Origin of the sequence: Ruegeria lacuscaerulensis, from assembly GCF_013034745.1 — a bacterium.
Taxonomy (GTDB): domain Bacteria; phylum Pseudomonadota; class Alphaproteobacteria; order Rhodobacterales; family Rhodobacteraceae; genus Ruegeria; species Ruegeria lacuscaerulensis_B.
Window position 1 is genome coordinate 259,371 of the sequence record NZ_WQGP01000003.1, and the last position, 18,636, is coordinate 278,006.

Here is an 18,636-nt window from a genome sequence, read left to right on the forward strand (position 1 = left end):
CCGGTGAATAGACATTCGGCCCATGACAACAGCCAAGCTCGCAAAAATTGATCACCAGCCCGCCACTCTGCGCGATATGGTGCAAGACAGGATGCGCGAGGCCATTGTCGAAGGTGTGTTTCAACCGGGCGAGCGGCTAGTCGAACGCCCGCTATGCGAACAGCTTGGAGTGAGCCGGACAGTCATTCGGGAAACGATCCGCTATCTTGAAGCCGAAGGGCTGGTTGAGATCTTGCCCGGTCACGGGCCTATTGTCGCCTCCATGAGCTGGGATGACGCCCGTCAGATTTATGATATTCGTCGCCTGCTTGAAACGGCTGCGGCCGAGCAATGCGCGCGCAATATCGACGAAGACATCACCCGCAAGCTGGGGGCTGCGCTGAAGCGATTGCAAAAGGAATCCAAGGGCAAGACGCGGGGGGCTTTGTTCCGGGCAACTTCGGATTTCTACCAAGTGGTCTTTCATGGCGCAGGACATCACATTGCCTGGGAAGTCGTGCAACGTTTGAACGGTCGCATCAGCCGGCTTCGTATGTTGACGCTGACCTCGGCTGACCGTACCCGACCCGGCATTTCTTATATGGAAGACATTTTTTCCGCGGTCGTATCAGGCGATCCCGCCGCAGCGCGACTTGCCATTCAGCATCATCTGGACGAGGCGACTTCGGTCGCGGAACGTGTGTTTGCATCGCAGGATAATGGGCAATGACAGATCGGCCAAAAGGCTATTGGATCGCCAATGTCACCGTGTCAAACGCTGAGGCCTATTCCGACTATCAAGCGCTTGCACCGGAAGCCTTTGAAAAATACGGCGGCCGGTTTTTGGCACGGGGCGCGGCGGAAACGCTAGAGGGCCAAGACTGGCAACGGCGCGTCATTATCGAATTTGACAGCGTTGAACAGGCTCGGGCTTGCTACAATTCGCCAGAATATCGCCTTGCACGCGAAAAACGGGCCCATGCTTGTCAGGCGGATATCGCTCTGATCGAGGGGTTGAACGGCGGCTGAGTTGCCTGGCCAAGCGCCATGAAGGCTCGAACACCTTGTATTCGCCGCAGGCGTATCGGGGCGAGTTTGGAATCAAGACGCGTCGCCGCATGGTTCAAGTCCATAAAACTCCAAACTCATCAATGTCTCGCCGTTATACTGAGCGGTATCTAACCTTATTCCGCTTTCCAAACTTCATAACCTGACTTTTCACACGCCGCGGAGACGCCCGGCCAAGGTGTTTTCAGGATTGACATCTTGGTCGATGGTATACCATCTTACCTTATAAAACCGCGACCTGCGATGGAGCCACAGCAATGCCTGCTGAAATTCGAAAAACACTGCTGCATGTCGAAGAGACGCTGATCGAAGGTGGCAAAACCACCGAGACCCCGCTGAAGATGATCGCGGCGATTGCAGTGATCAGGAACCCCTGGGCCGGTCAGGGCTTTGTCGAAGACCTGCGCCCTGCGATTCATGATTGCGCACCAGGGCTGGGCGAGTTGCTAACCAGGATGATCCTGGATGCATCCGGCGGCGGCGACAAGGTCGAAGGTTATGGTAAATCCGCCATCGTCGGCGTGAATGGCGAGGTCGAGCATGCCTCGGCCCTGATCCACACGCTGCGGTTCGGCAACCACTATCGTGAAGCAGTGGGCGCGAAGTCCTATCTGGCCTTCACCAACACCCGTGGTCCCGCGAGCGCGCCGCTGCAAATCCCGCTGATGGACAAGAATGACGGCGGCAGACGCAGCCACTACCTGACCATTCAGCTTTCAGTCGCCGATGCGCCCGCGCCGGATGAGATCGTAGTTGCTCTTGGGGCATCGATTGGTGGACGTCCGCATCACCGTATCGGTGACCGCTATCAGGACCTCAAGGAATTGGGCCATGACGTTGACAACCCTGCGGCTGTCTAAGCCTTTCGGGCGCGTTACCTATTGCGAGGCGGGGCGAGGTGCCCCGCTGGTCTTGATTCATGGCGTGGGCATGCAGTCGGCTGCATGGCAGCCGCAGATTGAGGCGTTCTCGACGCAATACCATGTCATGGCGCTGGATATGCCGGGACATGGGGGCAGCGACGCGTTGGGCGGCACGCCAAAGTTACCCGACTATGTGGCTTGGTTGCACGCGGTTGTCGCCGCTCTGGATTTGGGGCCGGTCTGTTTGGCCGGGCACTCGATGGGCGCTCTGATCTCGGGCGGGTATGCCGTAACTCACCCGCAGAGGGTGGCGCGTGTTGCTTTGCTGAATGGCGTTTTTCGCCGCACGCAGGCTGCCCGAGATGCAGTAACAGCCCGCGCGCTTGAGATCCGCAAGGGCAGTTTTGATCTGGAAACGCCGCTAAAACGGTGGTTCGGTGACGCCCCGGCTGAACAGGTCGCCAGCGCCAAAGTGGCTGGTTGGCTGTCTTCGGTGAACCTTAAGGGCTACGCTGATGCCTATGGGGCCTTTGCGGATGGGGATGAGGAATATGCGGACGGGTTTGCCAAAATCCCTTGCCCATTGCTGGCGCTAACCGGCGCGCTGGACCCAAATTCGACGCCTGAAATGGCGCAGGCCATGGCAGATGCAGCTCCGCTGGGGCGCGCCGCCACCATCGAAGGTGAGCGCCACATGGTCAATCTGACAGCGCCCGAACAGGTCAATGCGATACTGGCCGACTGGTTGCAGACCCCGATGGACGAAAGGGAAACCGCATGACGAGTTTTGATCCACGCGCGCTGAGGAACGCGTTTGGGGCATTCATGACCGGCGTCACGGTTGTGACGACCCATGATGAAGACGGCAACCCGCTGGGCTTTACCGCGAACTCGTTCAGCTCGGTGTCGCTGGATCCGGCACTGGTGTCGGTCTGTCTGGCCAACAGCTCGCGGAACTATGAGGCGTTTGCCAATTCCAAGGGCTTTGCCGTCAACATCCTGTCGGAATCGCAAAAGGATGTGTCCAACACCTTTGCCCGCCCGGTCGAAGATCGCTTTGCCGCCGTGGACTGGCACCCCGGTCCTGTGGGGTCGCCCGTGTTCGTTGGCGTCTCGGCCTGGTTTGACTGCTCGACTTTCAAAACGGTCGAGGCCGGGGATCACCTGATCCTGATCGGCAAGGTCGAAGCCTTTGACACCTCGACCGCACCGGGGCTGGGCTATGCCCGTGGCGCCTATGTCACCCCGGCCGCCGAAGCCGAAGCGCTGAGCCAGAGTACAAACCTGATCGTCTCGGCCCTGATCGAGCGTGAGGGCAAGGTACTGCTGATCGGAAATGATCAGGGTCGTCTGACGTTGCCCGAAACCAAGACCGGAAAGAACGGGGCCTCAGCCGCCCTGAGTCGTCTGATCGAGCAATGCGGTGTCCGCGCCGAGCCGGGGTTTATCTATTCCGTCTACGAAGACGAAGCGCGCGAACAACAGCACATCTCGTTCTTGTGCCAGGCGGTCGAGGGGGAACCCACCCAAGGCACCTTTACCGAACTGACTCAAACCACTCTGATGGACATTGCCGATGCCGCGATGTGCACCATGTTGGAGCGGTTCGCTCAGGAAAACCGCATGGGCAATTTCGGGGTCTATTTTGGCAATCAGGTCTGCGGCAAAATCCGCCCGATCTCATCTGAAAAAGAGTGACACAATGAAGTTTTCGCTTTTTGCACATATGGAGCGCATCGATCCGAAGGATGATCAAAAACAGCTGTATGATGAGTTCGTTCAGCTGTGTCAGATCGCGGATGAGGCCGGGTTCAACTCGGTTTGGACGGGTGAACATCATGGGATGAACTTCACTATCGCCCCGAACCCCTTCATCAATCTGGTGGACCTGGCCAACAAGACCAAGAATGTGCGTCTGGGCACGGGCACAATTATCGCACCCTTCTGGCATCCGATCCGTCTGGCCGGTGAGGCCGCGATGACCGATCTGATCACCGATGGCCGGCTGGAACTGGGCATCGCGCGCGGGGCTTACTCGTTCGAATATGAACGCATGATGCCCGGTATGGACGCGTGGGAGGCTGGCCTGCGCATGCGCGAACAGGTTCCGGCGATCAAAAAGCTCTGGGCCGGGGACTATGCGCATGACGGCGAATTCTGGCAGTTTCCGAAAACCACCTCTGCCCCGCAGCCGGTGCAGAAAGACGGTCCGCCGATCTGGATCGCCGCGCGCGACCCCAACAGCCATGAATTCGCCGTGTCAAACGGTTGCAATGTGCAGGTGACGCCGCTGTGGAATGGAGACCCCGAGATTGAATCACTGATGGGCAAGTTCAACGACGCCTGCGCCAAATTCCCTGATCAGCCGCGCCCCAGCATCATGCTGCTGCTGCACACCTACGTTGCCAGCGACGCGGACGATGCGAAACAGGCCGCAGTCGAGTTAAACCGGTTCTACAACTATTTCGGCGCCTGGTTCATGAACAAGCGCGAGATTAATCAGGGTCTGATCGATCCGCTGTCAGACGACGACATCGCCGCACATCCGTTCTATACGCCGGAAGCGATTCAGCGCGATTTGGCCATCGGAACCGCCAAAGAGCTGGTGGAACGGCTGAAGAAATACGAGGCCCTAGGATATGACGAGTATTCTTTCTGGATCGACAGCTCAATGCCGTTCGAGCGCAAGAAAGCCTCGCTTGAACGGTTCATCTCGGATGTGATGCCAGCCTTTCAGTAAGGACAGAATATGCAACAGTTTCAGCAGTATATCGACGGTGCTTTCTCGGACGGAGCCGCACAGTTCGAAAGCAAGGACCCGGCAACCGGCCAGCCCTGGGCCTTGATGCCCGAGGCCCGCGCCGAAGATGTGAACCGGGCCGTTAATGCTGCTGAGCGGGCATTTTTGGATCCCGAATGGACCAATATGACTGCAACGCAGCGGGGCAAGCTTTTGCTGCGTTTGTCGGATTTGATCGCGGAAAATGCACCGCGTCTGGCCGAGTTTGAGACCCGCGATACCGGTAAGATCATTCGCGAGACGTCCGCCCAGATCGCCTATGTGGCCGAATACTACCGCTACTACGCCGGTCTGGCTGACAAGATCGAAGGGGCTTTTCTGCCCATCGACAAGCCGGACATGCAGGTCTGGTTGCGGCGTGAGCCTGTGGGCGTCGTGGCGGCGGTGGTTCCCTGGAACTCGCAACTGTTCCTGTCGGCGGTCAAGATCGGCCCGGCTTTGGCGGCGGGGTGCACGGTCGTGCTGAAAGCCAGCGAGGAAGGCCCCGCGCCGATGCTGGAATTTGCTCGAATCTTCGATCAGGCGGGTTTTCCCAAGGGCGTTCTGAACATCATCACCGGATTCGGGCCTGATTGCGGATCGGTCCTGACCAGCCATCCGAAAGTGGCCCATGTGGCCTTTACAGGCGGCCCCGAAACCGCGCGCCATATCGTGCGCAATTCTGCCAACAATCTGGCCTCAACCTCGCTGGAACTGGGCGGAAAATCTCCGTTCATCGTGTTTGAAGATGCCGATCTCGACAGCGCCGTGAATGCGCAGGTGTCGGGGATTTTCGCGGCCACCGGGCAAAGCTGCGTGGCCGGATCGCGCCTTGTGATCCAACGTTCGATCAAGGACGAATTTCTGGCACGCTTGAAAGAAAAGGCCGGAAATGTGGTGATCGGATCACCTCAGGACATGGCGACCGAGGTTGGACCGCTGTGCACCCTGCGTCAGCGCGACCGGGCTCTTGACCTGATTGACCGGTCCGTTGCGCAGGGCGCGCGACTAGTCATTGGCGGGCAGGTGCCCGAGGGTGCGGGGTATTTCTTCCCCCCGACCATTCTGGATTGCACCGACGCGCCCGATGCGCCCTGCGTGACCAATGAATTCTTTGGCCCTGTTCTGTCGGTCCTCAGTTTTGAGACCGAGGCCGAGGCGCTGGCCATCGCCAATGACACGCAGTTCGGTCTAGCCTCGGGCCTGTTCACCCGCGACCTGACCCGCGCGCACCGCATGATGCGGGGCATTCGTGCGGGCATCGTCTGGGTAAACACCTATCGCGCCGTCAGCCCGATTGTGCCGTTTGGTGGCTTTGGCTTGTCAGGGCACGGGCGCGAGGGAGGCGTTGAGGCAGCGCTTGAATACACCAAAACCAAAGCAGTGTGGCTGCGCACCAGCGATGACCCGATCCCGGACCCGTTTGTGATGCGGTAGCTGCGGCAATTCGCGTGCCCGACAGCTGCGAGTTTGTGCATAAAACCATGAAAAGCCTGACCAGGACGACAAAGAGGCGCCAGCCTTAACGCTGTTGAAAATTCCTCATTGGGATTGAATGCTTTTTGAGGGGCGTTCACAGTAAACCCTGATTGGAATGTTGGATTTCAACCCCGACGGCACAACCAAGCAGAATTGGAGCGCCAGCATGGCTTGGCCCAGCAACCGCAGGACAACCGAAGAGGATCGCCAGCGATGGCGTGACATATATGCCGAAAGTGACGCTGCCGCAGGTATCGAAACCACAGAAGATTTCGAGCCCTTCAAACAGCGCAACGATATGTTCACCCGCGCATTCTGGGACGATACGGTGCGGTCGAAACATACGGATGGCTTCTTTCAAAGCTACCGAATGAAGGCAAACTATCGCAACGGCGACGGGTTTCGGCAAAAGGATTTTGCCCTTCGCAATGCCAGTTGGCTTATCTCCGATATCATCAGCAATCGCTCGGCTGATCAGGGGCGGCGTGAAGGCTTTCAGGCACCGATCTCGGAAGACACGCCCGTCGCCGAAACCAAGGTTGAGATCGATAATCCAATGGCCATGGCGGCAGAGATCAAGCGTATTGCCCGGTTCTTTGGCGCAGATCTGGTTGGGCTTACCGATTTCGATGACCGTTGGATCTATTCCAGTCGCGTGGACACGCGGGATTTCTCGGACGCCGAAAATACGTTGCCCGTGGGGCTGACCAGCGTGATCGTATTGGGCCACAAAATGGATCAGGAACTGGTGGCAACCTATCCTTCGGCTTTGGCCGGAGCAGCCACTGGGCGCGAATACAGCCACGAGGCCGCAATCGTCATACAGTTGGCTGCCTATATCCGCAATTTGGGATATCAGGCGGTACCCTCAATGAATGATACCGGGCTGGTCATTCCCTATGCAATCAAAGCCGGGCTGGGCGAATACGCCCGCAACCAAATGGTCATCACCCCGGAATTTGGCCCTCGGTTGCGGTTCTCCAAGATTTTCACCAACCTGCCTTTGAGCCATGACGCTCCGCGCCCGCTGGGGGTTCGGGCGTTTTGCGACATTTGCACCGAATGCGCTGATGCCTGTCCGGCAAAGGCCCTGCCCTATGGCCCACCCGAAGTCAGCGCGGCATCCGAGGCATCAGCCATCCAAGGTGTGCGCAAATGGACATCGGACGCCAAAGCCTGTTTCCAGTATTGGGCCAAACTGCAAAGCGATTGCGCGATTTGTATGCGCGTCTGCCCATTCAATCGCGACTTTGACAAATTGACCGACCGGCTTTGGCGAAAACTTGCACTTGGCCGCTGGCGCAAACTGGCCTTGTGGCTGGACAAACGCAGCAACCGAGCCAAACGCCTGAAGCCCAAGGATTGGTGGGACGGCGCATGACGGCAACGCGGTTTGCGCAATCTTATCGCCAGTGAGGTGGATAGGCCGCTTCGTACCCAGGAATAGCCTCTATTCGCCGCGCCCAGTCAGCAAGGTTCGGATAGTGTTCGTCCAGGGGCAGCACCTGAAGATCCAGCCCATCAGCGCCATCATAGTTAGCCCCGCGCAAAAGCTGCATCACGGCCGGAAAGACGATTAAATCGGCGGCCGAAATATCGGACCCGCAGACGAAATGCCGATTGGCAAGGTTCGCCTCCAGAGCTGACAGTTCCTGATACACAGGCTCGATTGCCGTCATGATCTCGTCGGCCTTTTCCGCTGAACGTTTGCGGAAAATTGGCCGGACCAAATTGCCAATCGGCGCTCTGAGGCGATCTCCGGCTTCACAGACGGTCTGCCATATTTCCGCAGTCTGCACCTTGTCGGTTCCGAACAGTGGCGGCTCTGGATAGGCCGCATCCAGATAGGCCAAAATCGCGTTGGTCTCTCGCACCGTTACGTCGCCATCCACAAGCACGGGAACATTTCCACGGGGATTGATCGCTAGAAACTCCGCACTCTTCTGCTCACCTGCCGAGTTGCTCAGGCGTCGCGCGTCGTAAGACAATCCTTTGACAGCCAGAGCGAGCATAATGCTCCAACAAGGCGGGCTTCCGCTTATGAAATAGCACGCGCGATCTGTCATGATGTCCTCCGATGCGTATGGCTAACCCGCCGCGGAGCATCTTGGCAATATGTCTGGCGATCAACGGTTTGTGGGCTTTAGAACATACCTTTGGGCAATAACACGGATAGCCGGGAGCGGAGTATCAAGCTGGGATTCGAGCAACGCAAGCCGTAAGAGAACGTCGCGAAGTTGCGTTAAAAAAGGCCTTATTCCACATATTGCCCTATCATTTCTGCATCCAAAGTAGAACCAAATTCGCAAAATTCCGAATCTAATTTATGATAATTTCGGATACGCCAGTTTGTCGTCTCTGACACTTGATGGGCGGCACACCGGCGTGTTTCAATTTTCTGGCCACCCGGCGCAGATGGCCTTTGGCCGCAAACCAAGGAAAGGTCAGCTTTCCCAAAAACCTAAAAGGGCGAAACGACCCTGCTAATACTCATAACAACACCAACAGAAAAACGACCAACGTGGAGAAATCAGATGAAGAAACTTACAACGCTTTTGGGGGGCGCATCCGTGGTGATCGCCGGACCGGCAATGGCCGCAGATATTGTTATCGGCGTTCCAAACTGGGCGTCAGTCAATGCCACAGCCCATATCCTTGAGGTTGTTATCGAAGAAAACCTCGGTCTGGATGTTGAACTGCAAAACGGCACCAACCCTATCGTATTTGAGGCGATGGACAGCGGATCGATGCACGTCCATCCCGAAGTCTGGATGCCGAACCAGCAAAACCTGCACGACACCTATGTCAAAGACAATGGAACTGTCGTGATGAACCAGAACCCCGTGCAGGCTGAACAGGGCATGTGTGTGCCCACCGCCACCGCCGAAAAATATGACATCAAGTCCATCGACGACCTCAGTGATCCGGACAAGATGGCCATCTTTGACACGGATGGAAACGGAACCCCCGAGGTGTGGATCGGTGCGCCGGGCTGGGCTTCGACCGTGGTCGAGAAAATCCGGGCCAAGTCTTATGGCTATGACCAGATTTTCGATCTGACCGAATATGAAGAAACCATCGCTTATGCCAATCTGGCAAACGCGGCGAAGGCAGGCGATCCGTGGATCGGGTTCTGCTACAGCCCGCACTATATCTTTGTCACGCAGGATCTGACTGTTCTGGAAGAGCCCGCGCATGATCCGGCAACCTGGACCATCGTGCAGCCGACAGACGACCCGGATTGGCTGGAAAAATCCGAGGCATCCTCGGCCTGGAACGGGGCCACACTGCATCTGCACTATGCCAAGGAGCTGGAAGAGATCTTTCCTGAGGTGGCAGCTCTATTCAACAATTATCAGATGAGTGGCGATGACCTGAGCGCAATGGGCAAGGCACTGGCCGTTGACAATATCGAAGCCGCAGAATTTGCCCGTCAGTGGGTAAACGACAACGAAGACACCGTCATCGGGTGGCTGACAAACTAAGTCGCAGATATCCGGGCCGCCGAGATCTTCCCGGCGGCCCTTTGCATATCTGCGGGCGAAACTTCGCCGCACGAGGGACATATGGACGAACCTGTCGTAAAACTAGAAAATGTCTGGAAAATATTCGGCGCGCGCGCCGAGGAAGCCATGGCTGCTGTTAGGGCGGAAGGAATTGGAAAACCCGAAGTTCTGGAAAGATTTAATTGCGTGGTCGGCGTCCAAGGTGCGACGTTCGAAGTCCCCAGAGGAGAGATTTTCTGCATTATGGGCCTGTCCGGCTCGGGTAAGTCGACGCTGGTGCGCCATGTCAATCGGCTGATAGAGCCGACCGCCGGGAAGATCGAAATTCTAGGGCAGGACGTTTCGAAGATTTCCGAGTCCGAGCTGCGCCGTATCAGGGCACAGCAGATCGGAATGGTGTTCCAGCACATGGCGCTGATGCCGCACAGGTCCGTGCGCGATAACGTCGCCTACCCGCTTGAGATCAGAAAAATATCTAAATCCAAACGCTGGGCAGTATCGGACCATGCGCTCGGCCTTGTGAACCTCACCGGTTACGAGGATCGTTTGCCCAAAGAGCTGTCTGGCGGGATGCAACAGCGGGTGGGTATTGCCCGGGCGTTGGCCTCGGACCCCGAGATCCTGCTGATGGATGAACCCTTCTCGGCGCTGGATCCATTGATCCGGCTACAATTGCAAGACCAGTTCAAGGCGCTTGTGGCGCAGTTGCAAAAGACCACCCTGTTCATCACCCACGATCTGGACGAAGCCATCCGCATCGGCCACCGGATTGCGATCATGAAGGATGGTGTGATCGTTCAGATCGGCACTCCGGAAGACATCGTGATGAACCCCGCCGACGATTATGTGCGTGAGTTCGTTCAGGGCATTTCGAAACTCAAACTGGTCAAGGCGCACTCGATCATGGAGCCGATCGACAGCTATGCCGGGCCACTTGATGGCGCCCCGCGCGCGGATGAAGGCTCGGATCTGGATCAGTTGATTGATCTGGCAGTGGGAACTGATTTGCCCGTCGTCATCACGGATGCGGGCAATGACATCGGTGTCGTGACCAAGCCGCGCCTGCTGCGCGGCATTCAGGGGGGCAAAAATGACTGATGCAACCGCCGAGGTAAAAGTAACAGCAGCCTCCGACATCGAAGTCGACCGCGAAGCTTTGGACAAGTCCATTCAGGAATTTGCCGGCCCGAACGGAGATTATTATGTAAACGCGTTCCACAAAATTCACGACGCGACCAGCGCAATGCCCAATACCTTCAACAAATGGGCGGCAGCGCTGGGTCCGCTCTGGTCAGCCTCCCGCGCGATCTGGGGGATGTTCTGGGCGTTTTTGATCCTTGAGATCATCGCATGGGTCCAGATCGGGCGCGGCGCATGGGGCAATCCGGGGGCCGAGTTTTCGGACCGGGCAGCCGGACAGTTGGACCGTGCCGCCGAGTTGTTGGAACGCGCAGCAAACGCAACCGAGCAGTCGGATATCGATCGGTTCACGCGTTTGGCTGAAAACATCCAGAAGGCAGCAGATACCAGTCTGGAACGGGCGGCAGCTGCTCAGGCCGAAGCGACGGGAATCCTGCTCACCGGTCTGGTCATGCTCGTTGTATTCAAGCTGATACAGGGCCTTTACGCTGATCGCATCTATGAAAAACAGTATTCCAGATGGCGCATTGATCCCGACAGTACGGAAAGCGGCCGGTCCACGCGCAACACAGTTCTGGGCGCAGTGCTTGTAGCAGCGATCGCGCCGCTGATCGTCTATAAGTTCACTGTCAATGCGTCGATTGCGATGCTGGACGCATTCCCGGAAAAAGAGGTCTCGGCACTGTTTTTGGGTGAAGATGGCGGCACGTTGTTCTCAAGCCTTGCCAGTTGGATGGAGGCCAAGATCGACGCCGCAGCCCTTGCGGGCGGGGATGTGTTCGACGGGATTGTTGCCGGGGTCCGCTCTGTCCTGGATGCGCTGACGGTGGCGTTGATCGGATCGCCGTGGCCGGTGGTGATGTTAGTGATTTGCGTCACCGCGTGGCGTGCGGCGGGGCCGCGCGTGGCGATCTTTACTGCCGCGTCTTTGGCTTACATCGCACTTCTGGGTTACTGGGATGTCGCGATGGAGACTGTGGCCCTGGTTGGTGCTGCCGTGTTGCTTTGCGTGGTAATCGGCATTCCGTTGGGTATCTGGTTTGGCAAATCAGCACGGGCCTACCGTGCGGCTGAACCGGTGCTGGACCTGATGCAAACGCTGCCCGCATTCGTCTATTTGATACCAATCATCGCCTTCTTTGGCACTGGCAATCCGCCGGGCATTCTGGCCACGATCATCTTTGGCATGCCGCCGGTGATCCGCCTAACGGCGCTGGGGATGCGAGGCGTGCCCGACAGCATCAAAGAGGCTGCCGTGGCCTTCGGTGCCTCGAAATGGCAGTTGCTCAAGGATGTTGAGATTCCGCTGGCGCTGCCCTCGATCATGACCGGGGTGAACCAGACCATCCTGATGTGCCTGTCGATGGTGGTGATCATTTCGCTGATTGGCGGCGGCGGTCTGGGCAAGGAAATCCTTGAGGCGCTGCAATATGCGGCCAAGGGTCCGGGTCTGCTGGGCGGCTTTGCCATCCTGTTCTGTGCCATGGTCATCGACCGGATCGTGCAGGGGGCCTTCCGGCGAGAAGACGAGAAAATCTAAACACAAAACGCCCCCGCCAGCCGGGGGCGTTTTCCTTTTAAGGGGACGCAGATGACCGACCGCTATGAACAGTCGATGATGGATAACCTCTATTGGTGGGGCGTACCGACCCTGTTTCGCTGTCCCAATACAGGGGCCGAGGGTCAGGACATCGCCTTGGTCGGCGTCCCCCATTCCACCGGCAACGGCACGACTGAGCGGGATCAGCACCTTGGTCCCCGCGCGTTGCGCCATGTCTCGGCCGTGCAACGCCGGGTGCATTCGCTATTCGAAATTGACCCGTGGAGCAGCGCAAAGATCGCAGATGTGGGCGACGTGCCCTTTCCGCGCGCGAATGACAACGAGGACTGCATCGAGCGTATCACGGCATTTTTCAAGGACATCGACGCAGCAGGCGCGCGGCCCGTATCAGTGGGCGGAGACCACTCGATCACCGGCGGCATCGTGCAGGCGTTGGGGCGTGGTCAACTGGCTAAAGGTGAGCCGATCAGCTTCCTGCATCTGGACGCACATACGGATGTATTTACCAAGGTCGATCACTTTTTGGGCGCAAAGAAATCGGCCGCCCATTGGGGCGCTTACCTGGCCGATCAGGGGCAAGTTGATCCAACGCGGTCTATGCAGATCGGTCTGCGAGGTCACCCGCGCAGTCTAGACTGGCTGCAACCGTCTTATGACTATGGCTACAACATCGTCACCATGCGCGAATTCCGCCAGCGCGGGCTGGAGGACGTGGTGGCGCAGACGCGCGAAGTGTTGGGCGACCGTCCGGTCTATATCACCTTCGATCTGGATTGCCTCGACCCGACCGTCGCGCCCGCGGTGTCCAATCTGGAACCCGGCGAGAAGGGCTTCGACATTGACGAAGCCGTGGGGATTTTGCGGGCCGCGCGCGGGCTGAATATCGTCGGCGGAGACGTCGTCTGCATGATGCCCACCAAGGACAGCCCCAACAACATCACTGCTTTAACGGCAGCGGCAGTGATGTTCGAGATGATCTCGATGATCGCCGAAAATGTCCGCTAGCGGCGGGCGTCCACGGCTTGCGCCAGAACACAGAGCAGTTCGAACATCAATGATATCCCCAGCCACGCGGTGCTGCCCGAAGCGTCGAAGGGTGGAGAAACTTCAACCAAATCGGCCCCTACGAGGTTGATCCCAGACATTTCCCGAATAACCTGCTGGGCCTGAAAGCTGTTTGGGCCGCCGATCTCGGGCGTTCCGGTGCCGGGGGCAAAGGTGGGGTCGACGAAGTCGATATCATAGGTGCAATAGGTCGGCGCATCACCGACAATACTGCGCACCTCGGCCATCACATCGCCGATGCCGCGGTCGAACAGTTCTTCGATACGGATGATGCGGATACCCTGCCCCTCTCCCCACTCGATATCCTCGGTGTTATAGGCGGTGCCACGAATGCCAACCTGGACAAAGCGTTTGGGGTCCACCAACCCTTCTTCAACCGCGCGCCGGAAGGGGGTGCCATGGGTGAACTTGTGCCCACCGAAATAGGTGTCGAACAGGTCCGTGTGGCTGTCAAACTGGATAAGACCCAGCGGACCAGACCCGGCTAGTGCGCGCAGCACCGGCAAGGTGGTCAAGTGATCGCCCCCGGCCGTCAACGGAGTAATGCCGCGCGCGTGCAAGTCGCCGTAAAACATCGTGACGCGGTTCAGCGTATCCTCAATATCCACTGGGTTTGGCGCGACATCCCCCAGATCAGCACAATTGACCAGCGAGAATGGCGCAACACCTGTCACCGGGTTCATTGCGCGGATCATCGTCGAATAGTCGCGCAATTGACGAGGCCCATGCCGTGCACCCGGGCGGTTGGTGGTGCCACCGTCCCACGGGATGCCAATCAGGCCCAGTTCGACCTCGGCGATGCGTTCGTGATCCAACGTCATGCCCGGCAAGCGCATGAACGTCGGAATCCCTGCAAACCGGGCCAGATCCATCGCCGAAACCGGCTGAAAAAAAGAGTTGGTCATGTGGTGCCTCTACCCTGTCATACTGCGACCCTAGCCGCTGACATCAGACTTGGGAATGGCCGGAACGGTTCAGATCAGAATATCAAAGCGCCCTCGGATTTCGGCGTCTTGCTGAGGTGTGAGATATTCAGGATGATGGGTATCCAATATGCCTTTGGCCTTTTCCCGCGCAGCAGCCCAGGCGTCTGTTGCGCCTTCTTCTTGCCAGGTGCGGGGTTCATTCCGGTCGGCCAGCGACGGATAGAAATAATCGCGCTCCATCGCTGCATAAGTCTCGGCGCTGCCCAGAAAATGGCCGTCCCCAAGCACAGATTGGCATATCGCCTCGAAACCCAGATTTTCTTCGGTTACTTCGATTCCGCGTAAAGCCCTGTATGTGTGGGAATGCATTTCATCATCCAGTACAAAACCCTCGAAGCTGGCCCCCAGCAGGGATGCCGTCATGCCCGAACTTTCATAGATCAAGTTCCCTCCCGCCAAAGCGGCGGCCAAAGACGTCATCGCTTTTTCAACACCGTATTGCGCGTCAATGGCCTTGGCGTCGGTCATTGACGCCGCCACCCCGGATGGCAAGCCTAGCCAGTTGGTGATTTGCGCGGAAGCAGCATTCAAAATCGCCGTCTCGCCACTGCCCCCGGCAAACGCTCCGGTGCGCAGATCTACGACAAAGGGCCAGTTCGAGAACACCATCGGAAAACCGGGACGGATTGTATTGACCATCACCAGACTAGCCAATGTTTCGGCCAGTGACTGGGCCAGAAACCCTGCAAGCGTTGCCGGTGCCGTTGCCCCCGCTTGGGCGGCTGTAATACAGGACATCGGGATGTTATGGGCGACGCACTCATAGACTACGTCCACCGCATCCTCGCCGTAGCGCAGCGGTGAGATCACCGGACTGATATGGGCCTTCAGAAAAGGCCGTTTGGAAAATTCGCCTGGCCCACCAGCCGCAATGTCCAGCATTTGAACAATAGGAGCTACGTTTTCGGCCAGCGTGAAAGAGGTCGCCACAGGTTTAGTCGTGTTGCGCAGCAGCGCATAGGCCGTGTTGATGTCCAGATCGCGCACGTCTGGCACATCCGTGGCCACGCAACAGCGCGTAAACCAGCTGACATTGGAAAGCATGTCTTGCAGACGCGTAAAGTCATGCAGATCGGCCAGGGTTGATGGGCGATACAACCCGGTCTCCAAATCCAGCGTCTGGACGGCTGCGCCACCAGTGCCGAAATACACGCTATCACCGCCTACTTCGATCGAGCGCACCTTGTCGCGGCCATGAAAGGTAAATGTCTTGGCGGCCGTCTGAATCGACCGCTGCACCATGGCGCGTGGAAAGACCAGCCTCTCTCGATCTCTCGGCTGGGCACCGGCTGCACGCAAATCCGCGGCAAGACGATCGGGCACATTGCCCATGCCAAGCGTCTCCAGAAGACGCAAAGCTGTCTCAAAGATCTGGTCCAATTCTATCGGTGACAGAGGTTTGAACGCCCCGCCCCTCTGGCCGGGTGGACAGGGGTCGATAACCGGCCTGGCCGCGCGCTGCGCGTGCCGGGCTTTTCGACCGCTTCGCTTACCGCTTTCTGCTGGCATCGTACCTCTTGCTGCCTATCTTTCGGCCAGCCTAATCGGCAATCACAGCCATTCGCAAAAGCGAACTGCGAATATCAATATCCTCAATCGCCGTTTCGATTTTTCCACACTGACAACACCTCTGTTGTCGCGCTGCTTCGTTCTTACGCAAAACTGGCTTTGTACCAAAAGGAGCATTGCCGATGAAGTCTCGCACCAAAGCTGTTGTGATCGGCGGCGGGATCGCCGGGTGTTCAACACTTTACCATTTGACACAGGAAGGATGGACCGACGTTGTTCTGGTAGAACGGAATGAGCTGACATCAGGCACAACATGGCATTCGGCAGCCCAGGTGACGAACTTTGGCATGAACCAGACGATGGTAGGGCTTAAGTCACACTCGATCCGGCTGTACAAGGAGTTGGCCGAAGACCCCGACTATCCGATCAACTACCACCACGGCGATGGCGGCATCCGTTTGGCCAATACCGAGGCGCAGATGCAGGGTTATCGCCACTTTGCCTCGATGGCGCGCGGGATGGATGTGCATTTTGAGGTGATCGATGCACAGGAATGCGCGCGGCGGCATCCGCTGATCTCGACCGAAAACCTGATCGGCGGACTTTGGGACCCGCTTGATGGCGATATCGACCCGGCGCAGCTGTGTCAGGCCTTGGCCCGTCGCGCCCGAAAAGCAGGGGCCGAGGTCTATCGCAACACACCCGTCACTGCCCTGACCCAGCACAGCGACGACACGTGGACTGTACACACAGAACATGGCGACATTGACTGCGATGTTGTCGTCAATGCCTGCGGATACCGCGTGAATGAAGTCGGTGCGATGATGGGTGTGCATCATCCCGTCGCCTCGATGGAGCATCAGTATTTTCTGACCGAAGAGATCCCCGCCATCCGTGATGCGGGGCACCGCATGCCCCTGCTGCGCTGTCCGATCAGCGACTATTATTGTCGGCAGGAAAAGAACGGGCTGTTGCTGGGGTTCTATGAACAAAACTGCAAGACGTGGGGCATGGACGGGATCGACCCGAATTTCGTCAATGCGCTCTGCCCCGATGATCTGGACCGGGTGACCGACGTGTTGGAGGGCGCTTTTGCCCGCATGCCAGCCCTGATGGAGGCTGGGGTTCACACCGTGGTCAACGGCCCGATCACCTATACCATCGACGGCGCGCCTCTGGTCGGGCCGATCCCCGGCAAGCGCAACGCATTCTGCATCATCGGCCTGCGGGCAGGTCTGGGCGAAGGCGGCGGCCACGGTTGGCTGTTGGCGCAGCAGATCGTGCATGGTGAGGCATGCTATGACACATGGTGCCTCGATCCGCGCCGGTTTACCGGGCATGCGAATGTGGAACTGACCGCTCTGAAAGCCATTGAAGACTACCAGAATGAGTTTCGCTTTCACTTCCCCCACGAACACCGCCCCGCCGGACGACCGGCGAAGACGACGCCATTGACACCGGTGCTAGCGGCCGAAGGGGCTGAGTTCACGGTGATCAACGGATGGGAAAGGGTGGACTATATCAAGCCATCTCCTGAATTCACCCACGCCCTCAGTTTCGATTTTGACGAAACCTTTGATCTGGTCGCCGCCGAGGTTGCCAGCGTGCAGGCCGGCGTCGGGCTGGCCGAGGTTAACGGTTTCAACCGAATTGAAATCACCGGCGCTGACCGGCACAGTTTCCTGGATCGGATGCTATGCGGCACTGTCACGCGGAAGACTGGCCGGGTCGGTTTGGGCTATCTTCTGAACCACCATGGCATGATCAAGGCCGAGGCCACAGTTGCCAACCTGCCCGCCAGTGACCGCGGGCCCGAGAGGGTCTGGTACGGGTCAGCAGCGGCCAGTGAGTTCCATGACATGGATTGGCTGACCCGCCATATCCGGGCCGGTGAAGACGTGCAGCTGCGAAGCCTGACCAACGACCAGACTATTCTGATCCTTGCAGGCCCTAAGTCGCGCGATGTTCTGTCGACCTGCGCGCGGGGCGACTGGTCAGCGCAGGCCTTCCCGTGGCTCAGCCTGCGCGAATGTTATGTTGGGTTCGCCCCGGCCACCGTGATGGCGGTTAGCTTTTCCGGTGAACTGGCCTATGAAATTCACGTCCCCAACGCTTCGCTCTATGCAGCCTATCTGGCGCTACGGCAGGCGGGTGAAGCGCACGGGCTGAACTTGTTTGGCGCCCGCGCGGTTGAATCCATGCGGATGGAGAAAAGCTTTCTGCATTGGAAGGCCGATCTGATCACAGAGTTCGATCCTTTTGAAACCGGTCTGGAGCGCTTTGTGAAACTGGACAAAAGCGACTTCATCGGCCGTGATGCACTGCTGAAACGACAATCTGACGGCCCGCGCAAAAAATTAGTCGCCTTGCAGCTTCAGGCTACTGACCAGCCTGCGCATCCGGGCGCGTCACTGATACAAGACGGTCAGGTCGTCGGCACTGTCACTTCGGGCGCATGGGGGCATCGGGTTGGCCTGAACCTCGCACATGCGTTTGTGAACCCAGCGCTAGCCGAAGTCGGAACCGAGATCGATCTGGATTCCTGCGGACAGATCGTGCGCGCCACGATCATTCCGCCATCCCCATACGATCCGGGGTTTGACCGGGTGAAGGCCTGATTTCATCCTCTCTGGCGAATTTCCCGTTGCCGTGGGTCGAAAACTTTGCTTGGCTTTGTTTCGAGGAAATCGAAACAACGGGT

At 58.0% G+C, this 18,636-nt stretch carries 16 protein-coding genes; 13 read left to right on the forward strand and 3 right to left on the reverse strand.

Annotation, left to right across the window (positions count from 1 at the left end):
* The first annotated feature begins 22 nt into the window (after window positions 1-22).
* The 8 genes from GOV79_RS07400 (at window position 23) to GOV79_RS07435 (ending at window position 7,549) form a co-directional block, all read left to right on the forward strand.
* Window positions 23-709 (forward strand): GntR family transcriptional regulator, encoded by a 687-nt coding sequence (locus GOV79_RS07400; RefSeq protein WP_170771973.1) that lies wholly within the window; start codon window positions 23-25, stop codon window positions 707-709.
* On the forward strand, window positions 706-1,008 hold the full coding sequence (locus tag GOV79_RS07405) for a DUF1330 domain-containing protein (RefSeq protein ID WP_170789271.1): 303 nt from the start codon (window positions 706-708) through the stop codon (window positions 1,006-1,008). Before GOV79_RS07400 ends, GOV79_RS07405 begins: the two co-directional genes overlap by 4 nt.
* 296 nt (window positions 1,009-1,304) lie before the next feature.
* Complete coding sequence (locus GOV79_RS07410) at window positions 1,305-1,907, forward strand: amino acid synthesis family protein (RefSeq protein WP_170789272.1); 603 nt, start codon at window positions 1,305-1,307, stop codon at window positions 1,905-1,907.
* Window positions 1,879-2,691: an alpha/beta fold hydrolase gene (locus GOV79_RS07415; protein ID WP_170771967.1), complete on the forward strand. Its 813-nt coding sequence runs from the start codon at window positions 1,879-1,881 to the stop codon at window positions 2,689-2,691. Before GOV79_RS07410 ends, GOV79_RS07415 begins: the two co-directional genes overlap by 29 nt.
* On the forward strand, window positions 2,688-3,608 hold the full coding sequence (locus tag GOV79_RS07420; RefSeq protein ID WP_170789273.1) for a flavin reductase: 921 nt from the start codon (window positions 2,688-2,690) through the stop codon (window positions 3,606-3,608). The genes GOV79_RS07415 and GOV79_RS07420 overlap by 4 nt, the downstream gene beginning before the upstream one ends.
* 4 nt (window positions 3,609-3,612) lie before the next feature.
* Window positions 3,613-4,650 (forward strand): LLM class flavin-dependent oxidoreductase, encoded by a 1,038-nt coding sequence (locus tag GOV79_RS07425; protein ID WP_170789274.1) that lies wholly within the window; start codon window positions 3,613-3,615, stop codon window positions 4,648-4,650.
* 9 nt (window positions 4,651-4,659) lie between these two features.
* Entirely contained in the window at window positions 4,660-6,126 is a 1,467-nt protein-coding gene (locus tag GOV79_RS07430) for an aldehyde dehydrogenase (RefSeq protein ID WP_170789275.1), read from the forward strand.
* A 208-nt stretch (window positions 6,127-6,334) separates the two neighbouring features.
* A complete protein-coding gene (locus GOV79_RS07435) occupies window positions 6,335-7,549 on the forward strand; it encodes a 4Fe-4S double cluster binding domain-containing protein (protein ID WP_170789276.1) in 1,215 nt (404 codons plus the stop codon).
* A 22-nt stretch (window positions 7,550-7,571) separates the two neighbouring features.
* Here the strand turns inward: GOV79_RS07435 and GOV79_RS07440 are convergent, their stop codons facing one another.
* Window positions 7,572-8,234, reverse strand: a complete 663-nt coding sequence (locus GOV79_RS07440; RefSeq protein WP_170789277.1) for a glutathione S-transferase family protein — start codon at window positions 8,232-8,234, stop codon at window positions 7,572-7,574.
* A gap of 468 nt (window positions 8,235-8,702) precedes the next feature.
* Here GOV79_RS07440 and GOV79_RS07445 point away from each other — a divergent pair, with 468 nt between their 5' ends.
* From GOV79_RS07445 to GOV79_RS07460, 4 genes are all read left to right on the forward strand, one after another.
* Window positions 8,703-9,653, forward strand: coding sequence for an ABC transporter substrate-binding protein (locus tag GOV79_RS07445; RefSeq protein WP_170789278.1), 951 nt, complete (start codon window positions 8,703-8,705; stop codon window positions 9,651-9,653).
* An 81-nt stretch (window positions 9,654-9,734) separates the two neighbouring features.
* Complete coding sequence (locus tag GOV79_RS07450; RefSeq protein ID WP_170771952.1) at window positions 9,735-10,772, forward strand: quaternary amine ABC transporter ATP-binding protein; 1,038 nt, start codon at window positions 9,735-9,737, stop codon at window positions 10,770-10,772.
* Window positions 10,765-12,354: an ABC transporter permease gene (locus GOV79_RS07455; protein WP_170771950.1), complete on the forward strand. Its 1,590-nt coding sequence runs from the start codon at window positions 10,765-10,767 to the stop codon at window positions 12,352-12,354. Before GOV79_RS07450 ends, GOV79_RS07455 begins: the two co-directional genes overlap by 8 nt.
* Before the next feature lie 51 nt (window positions 12,355-12,405).
* On the forward strand, window positions 12,406-13,380 hold the full coding sequence (locus tag GOV79_RS07460) for an arginase family protein (protein ID WP_170789279.1): 975 nt from the start codon (window positions 12,406-12,408) through the stop codon (window positions 13,378-13,380).
* On the opposite strand, the gene GOV79_RS07465 is transcribed toward GOV79_RS07460, so the two are convergent.
* Both GOV79_RS07465 and GOV79_RS07470 read right to left on the reverse strand, forming a co-directional pair.
* Window positions 13,377-14,345, reverse strand: a complete 969-nt coding sequence (locus tag GOV79_RS07465; protein ID WP_170789280.1) for an agmatinase — start codon at window positions 14,343-14,345, stop codon at window positions 13,377-13,379. The genes GOV79_RS07460 and GOV79_RS07465 overlap by 4 nt on opposite strands.
* Before the next feature lie 69 nt (window positions 14,346-14,414).
* Complete coding sequence (locus tag GOV79_RS07470; protein WP_170789281.1) at window positions 14,415-15,935, reverse strand: trimethylamine methyltransferase family protein; 1,521 nt, start codon at window positions 15,933-15,935, stop codon at window positions 14,415-14,417.
* Between the two features lie 182 nt (window positions 15,936-16,117).
* Between GOV79_RS07470 and GOV79_RS07475 the strand changes: the two genes are divergently transcribed.
* Window positions 16,118-18,553, forward strand: a complete 2,436-nt coding sequence (locus GOV79_RS07475) for a GcvT family protein (protein ID WP_170789282.1) — start codon at window positions 16,118-16,120, stop codon at window positions 18,551-18,553.
* The last annotated feature ends 83 nt before the right edge of the window (window positions 18,554-18,636 follow it).

Excerpts from the sequence above, each read along its gene's own strand:
- GOV79_RS07400 (WP_170771973.1), top strand. The coding sequence starts at position 23 with ATGACAACAGCCAAGCTCGCAAAAATTGATCACCAGCCCGCCACTCTG.
- GOV79_RS07405 (WP_170789271.1), top strand. The coding sequence starts at position 706 with ATGACAGATCGGCCAAAAGGCTATTGGATCGCCAATGTCACCGTGTCA.
- GOV79_RS07410 (WP_170789272.1), top strand. The coding sequence starts at position 1,305 with ATGCCTGCTGAAATTCGAAAAACACTGCTGCATGTCGAAGAGACGCTG.
- GOV79_RS07415 (WP_170771967.1), top strand. The coding sequence starts at position 1,879 with ATGACGTTGACAACCCTGCGGCTGTCTAAGCCTTTCGGGCGCGTTACC.
- GOV79_RS07420 (WP_170789273.1), top strand. The coding sequence starts at position 2,688 with ATGACGAGTTTTGATCCACGCGCGCTGAGGAACGCGTTTGGGGCATTC.
- GOV79_RS07425 (WP_170789274.1), top strand. The coding sequence starts at position 3,613 with ATGAAGTTTTCGCTTTTTGCACATATGGAGCGCATCGATCCGAAGGAT.
- GOV79_RS07430 (WP_170789275.1), top strand. The coding sequence starts at position 4,660 with ATGCAACAGTTTCAGCAGTATATCGACGGTGCTTTCTCGGACGGAGCC.
- GOV79_RS07435 (WP_170789276.1), top strand. The coding sequence starts at position 6,335 with ATGGCTTGGCCCAGCAACCGCAGGACAACCGAAGAGGATCGCCAGCGA.
- GOV79_RS07440 (WP_170789277.1), bottom strand. The coding sequence starts at position 8,234 with ATGACAGATCGCGCGTGCTATTTCATAAGCGGAAGCCCGCCTTGTTGG.
- GOV79_RS07445 (WP_170789278.1), top strand. The coding sequence starts at position 8,703 with ATGAAGAAACTTACAACGCTTTTGGGGGGCGCATCCGTGGTGATCGCC.
- GOV79_RS07450 (WP_170771952.1), top strand. The coding sequence starts at position 9,735 with ATGGACGAACCTGTCGTAAAACTAGAAAATGTCTGGAAAATATTCGGC.
- GOV79_RS07455 (WP_170771950.1), top strand. The coding sequence starts at position 10,765 with ATGACTGATGCAACCGCCGAGGTAAAAGTAACAGCAGCCTCCGACATC.
- GOV79_RS07460 (WP_170789279.1), top strand. The coding sequence starts at position 12,406 with ATGACCGACCGCTATGAACAGTCGATGATGGATAACCTCTATTGGTGG.
- GOV79_RS07465 (WP_170789280.1), bottom strand. The coding sequence starts at position 14,345 with ATGACCAACTCTTTTTTTCAGCCGGTTTCGGCGATGGATCTGGCCCGG.
- GOV79_RS07470 (WP_170789281.1), bottom strand. The coding sequence starts at position 15,935 with ATGCCAGCAGAAAGCGGTAAGCGAAGCGGTCGAAAAGCCCGGCACGCG.
- GOV79_RS07475 (WP_170789282.1), top strand. The coding sequence starts at position 16,118 with ATGAAGTCTCGCACCAAAGCTGTTGTGATCGGCGGCGGGATCGCCGGG.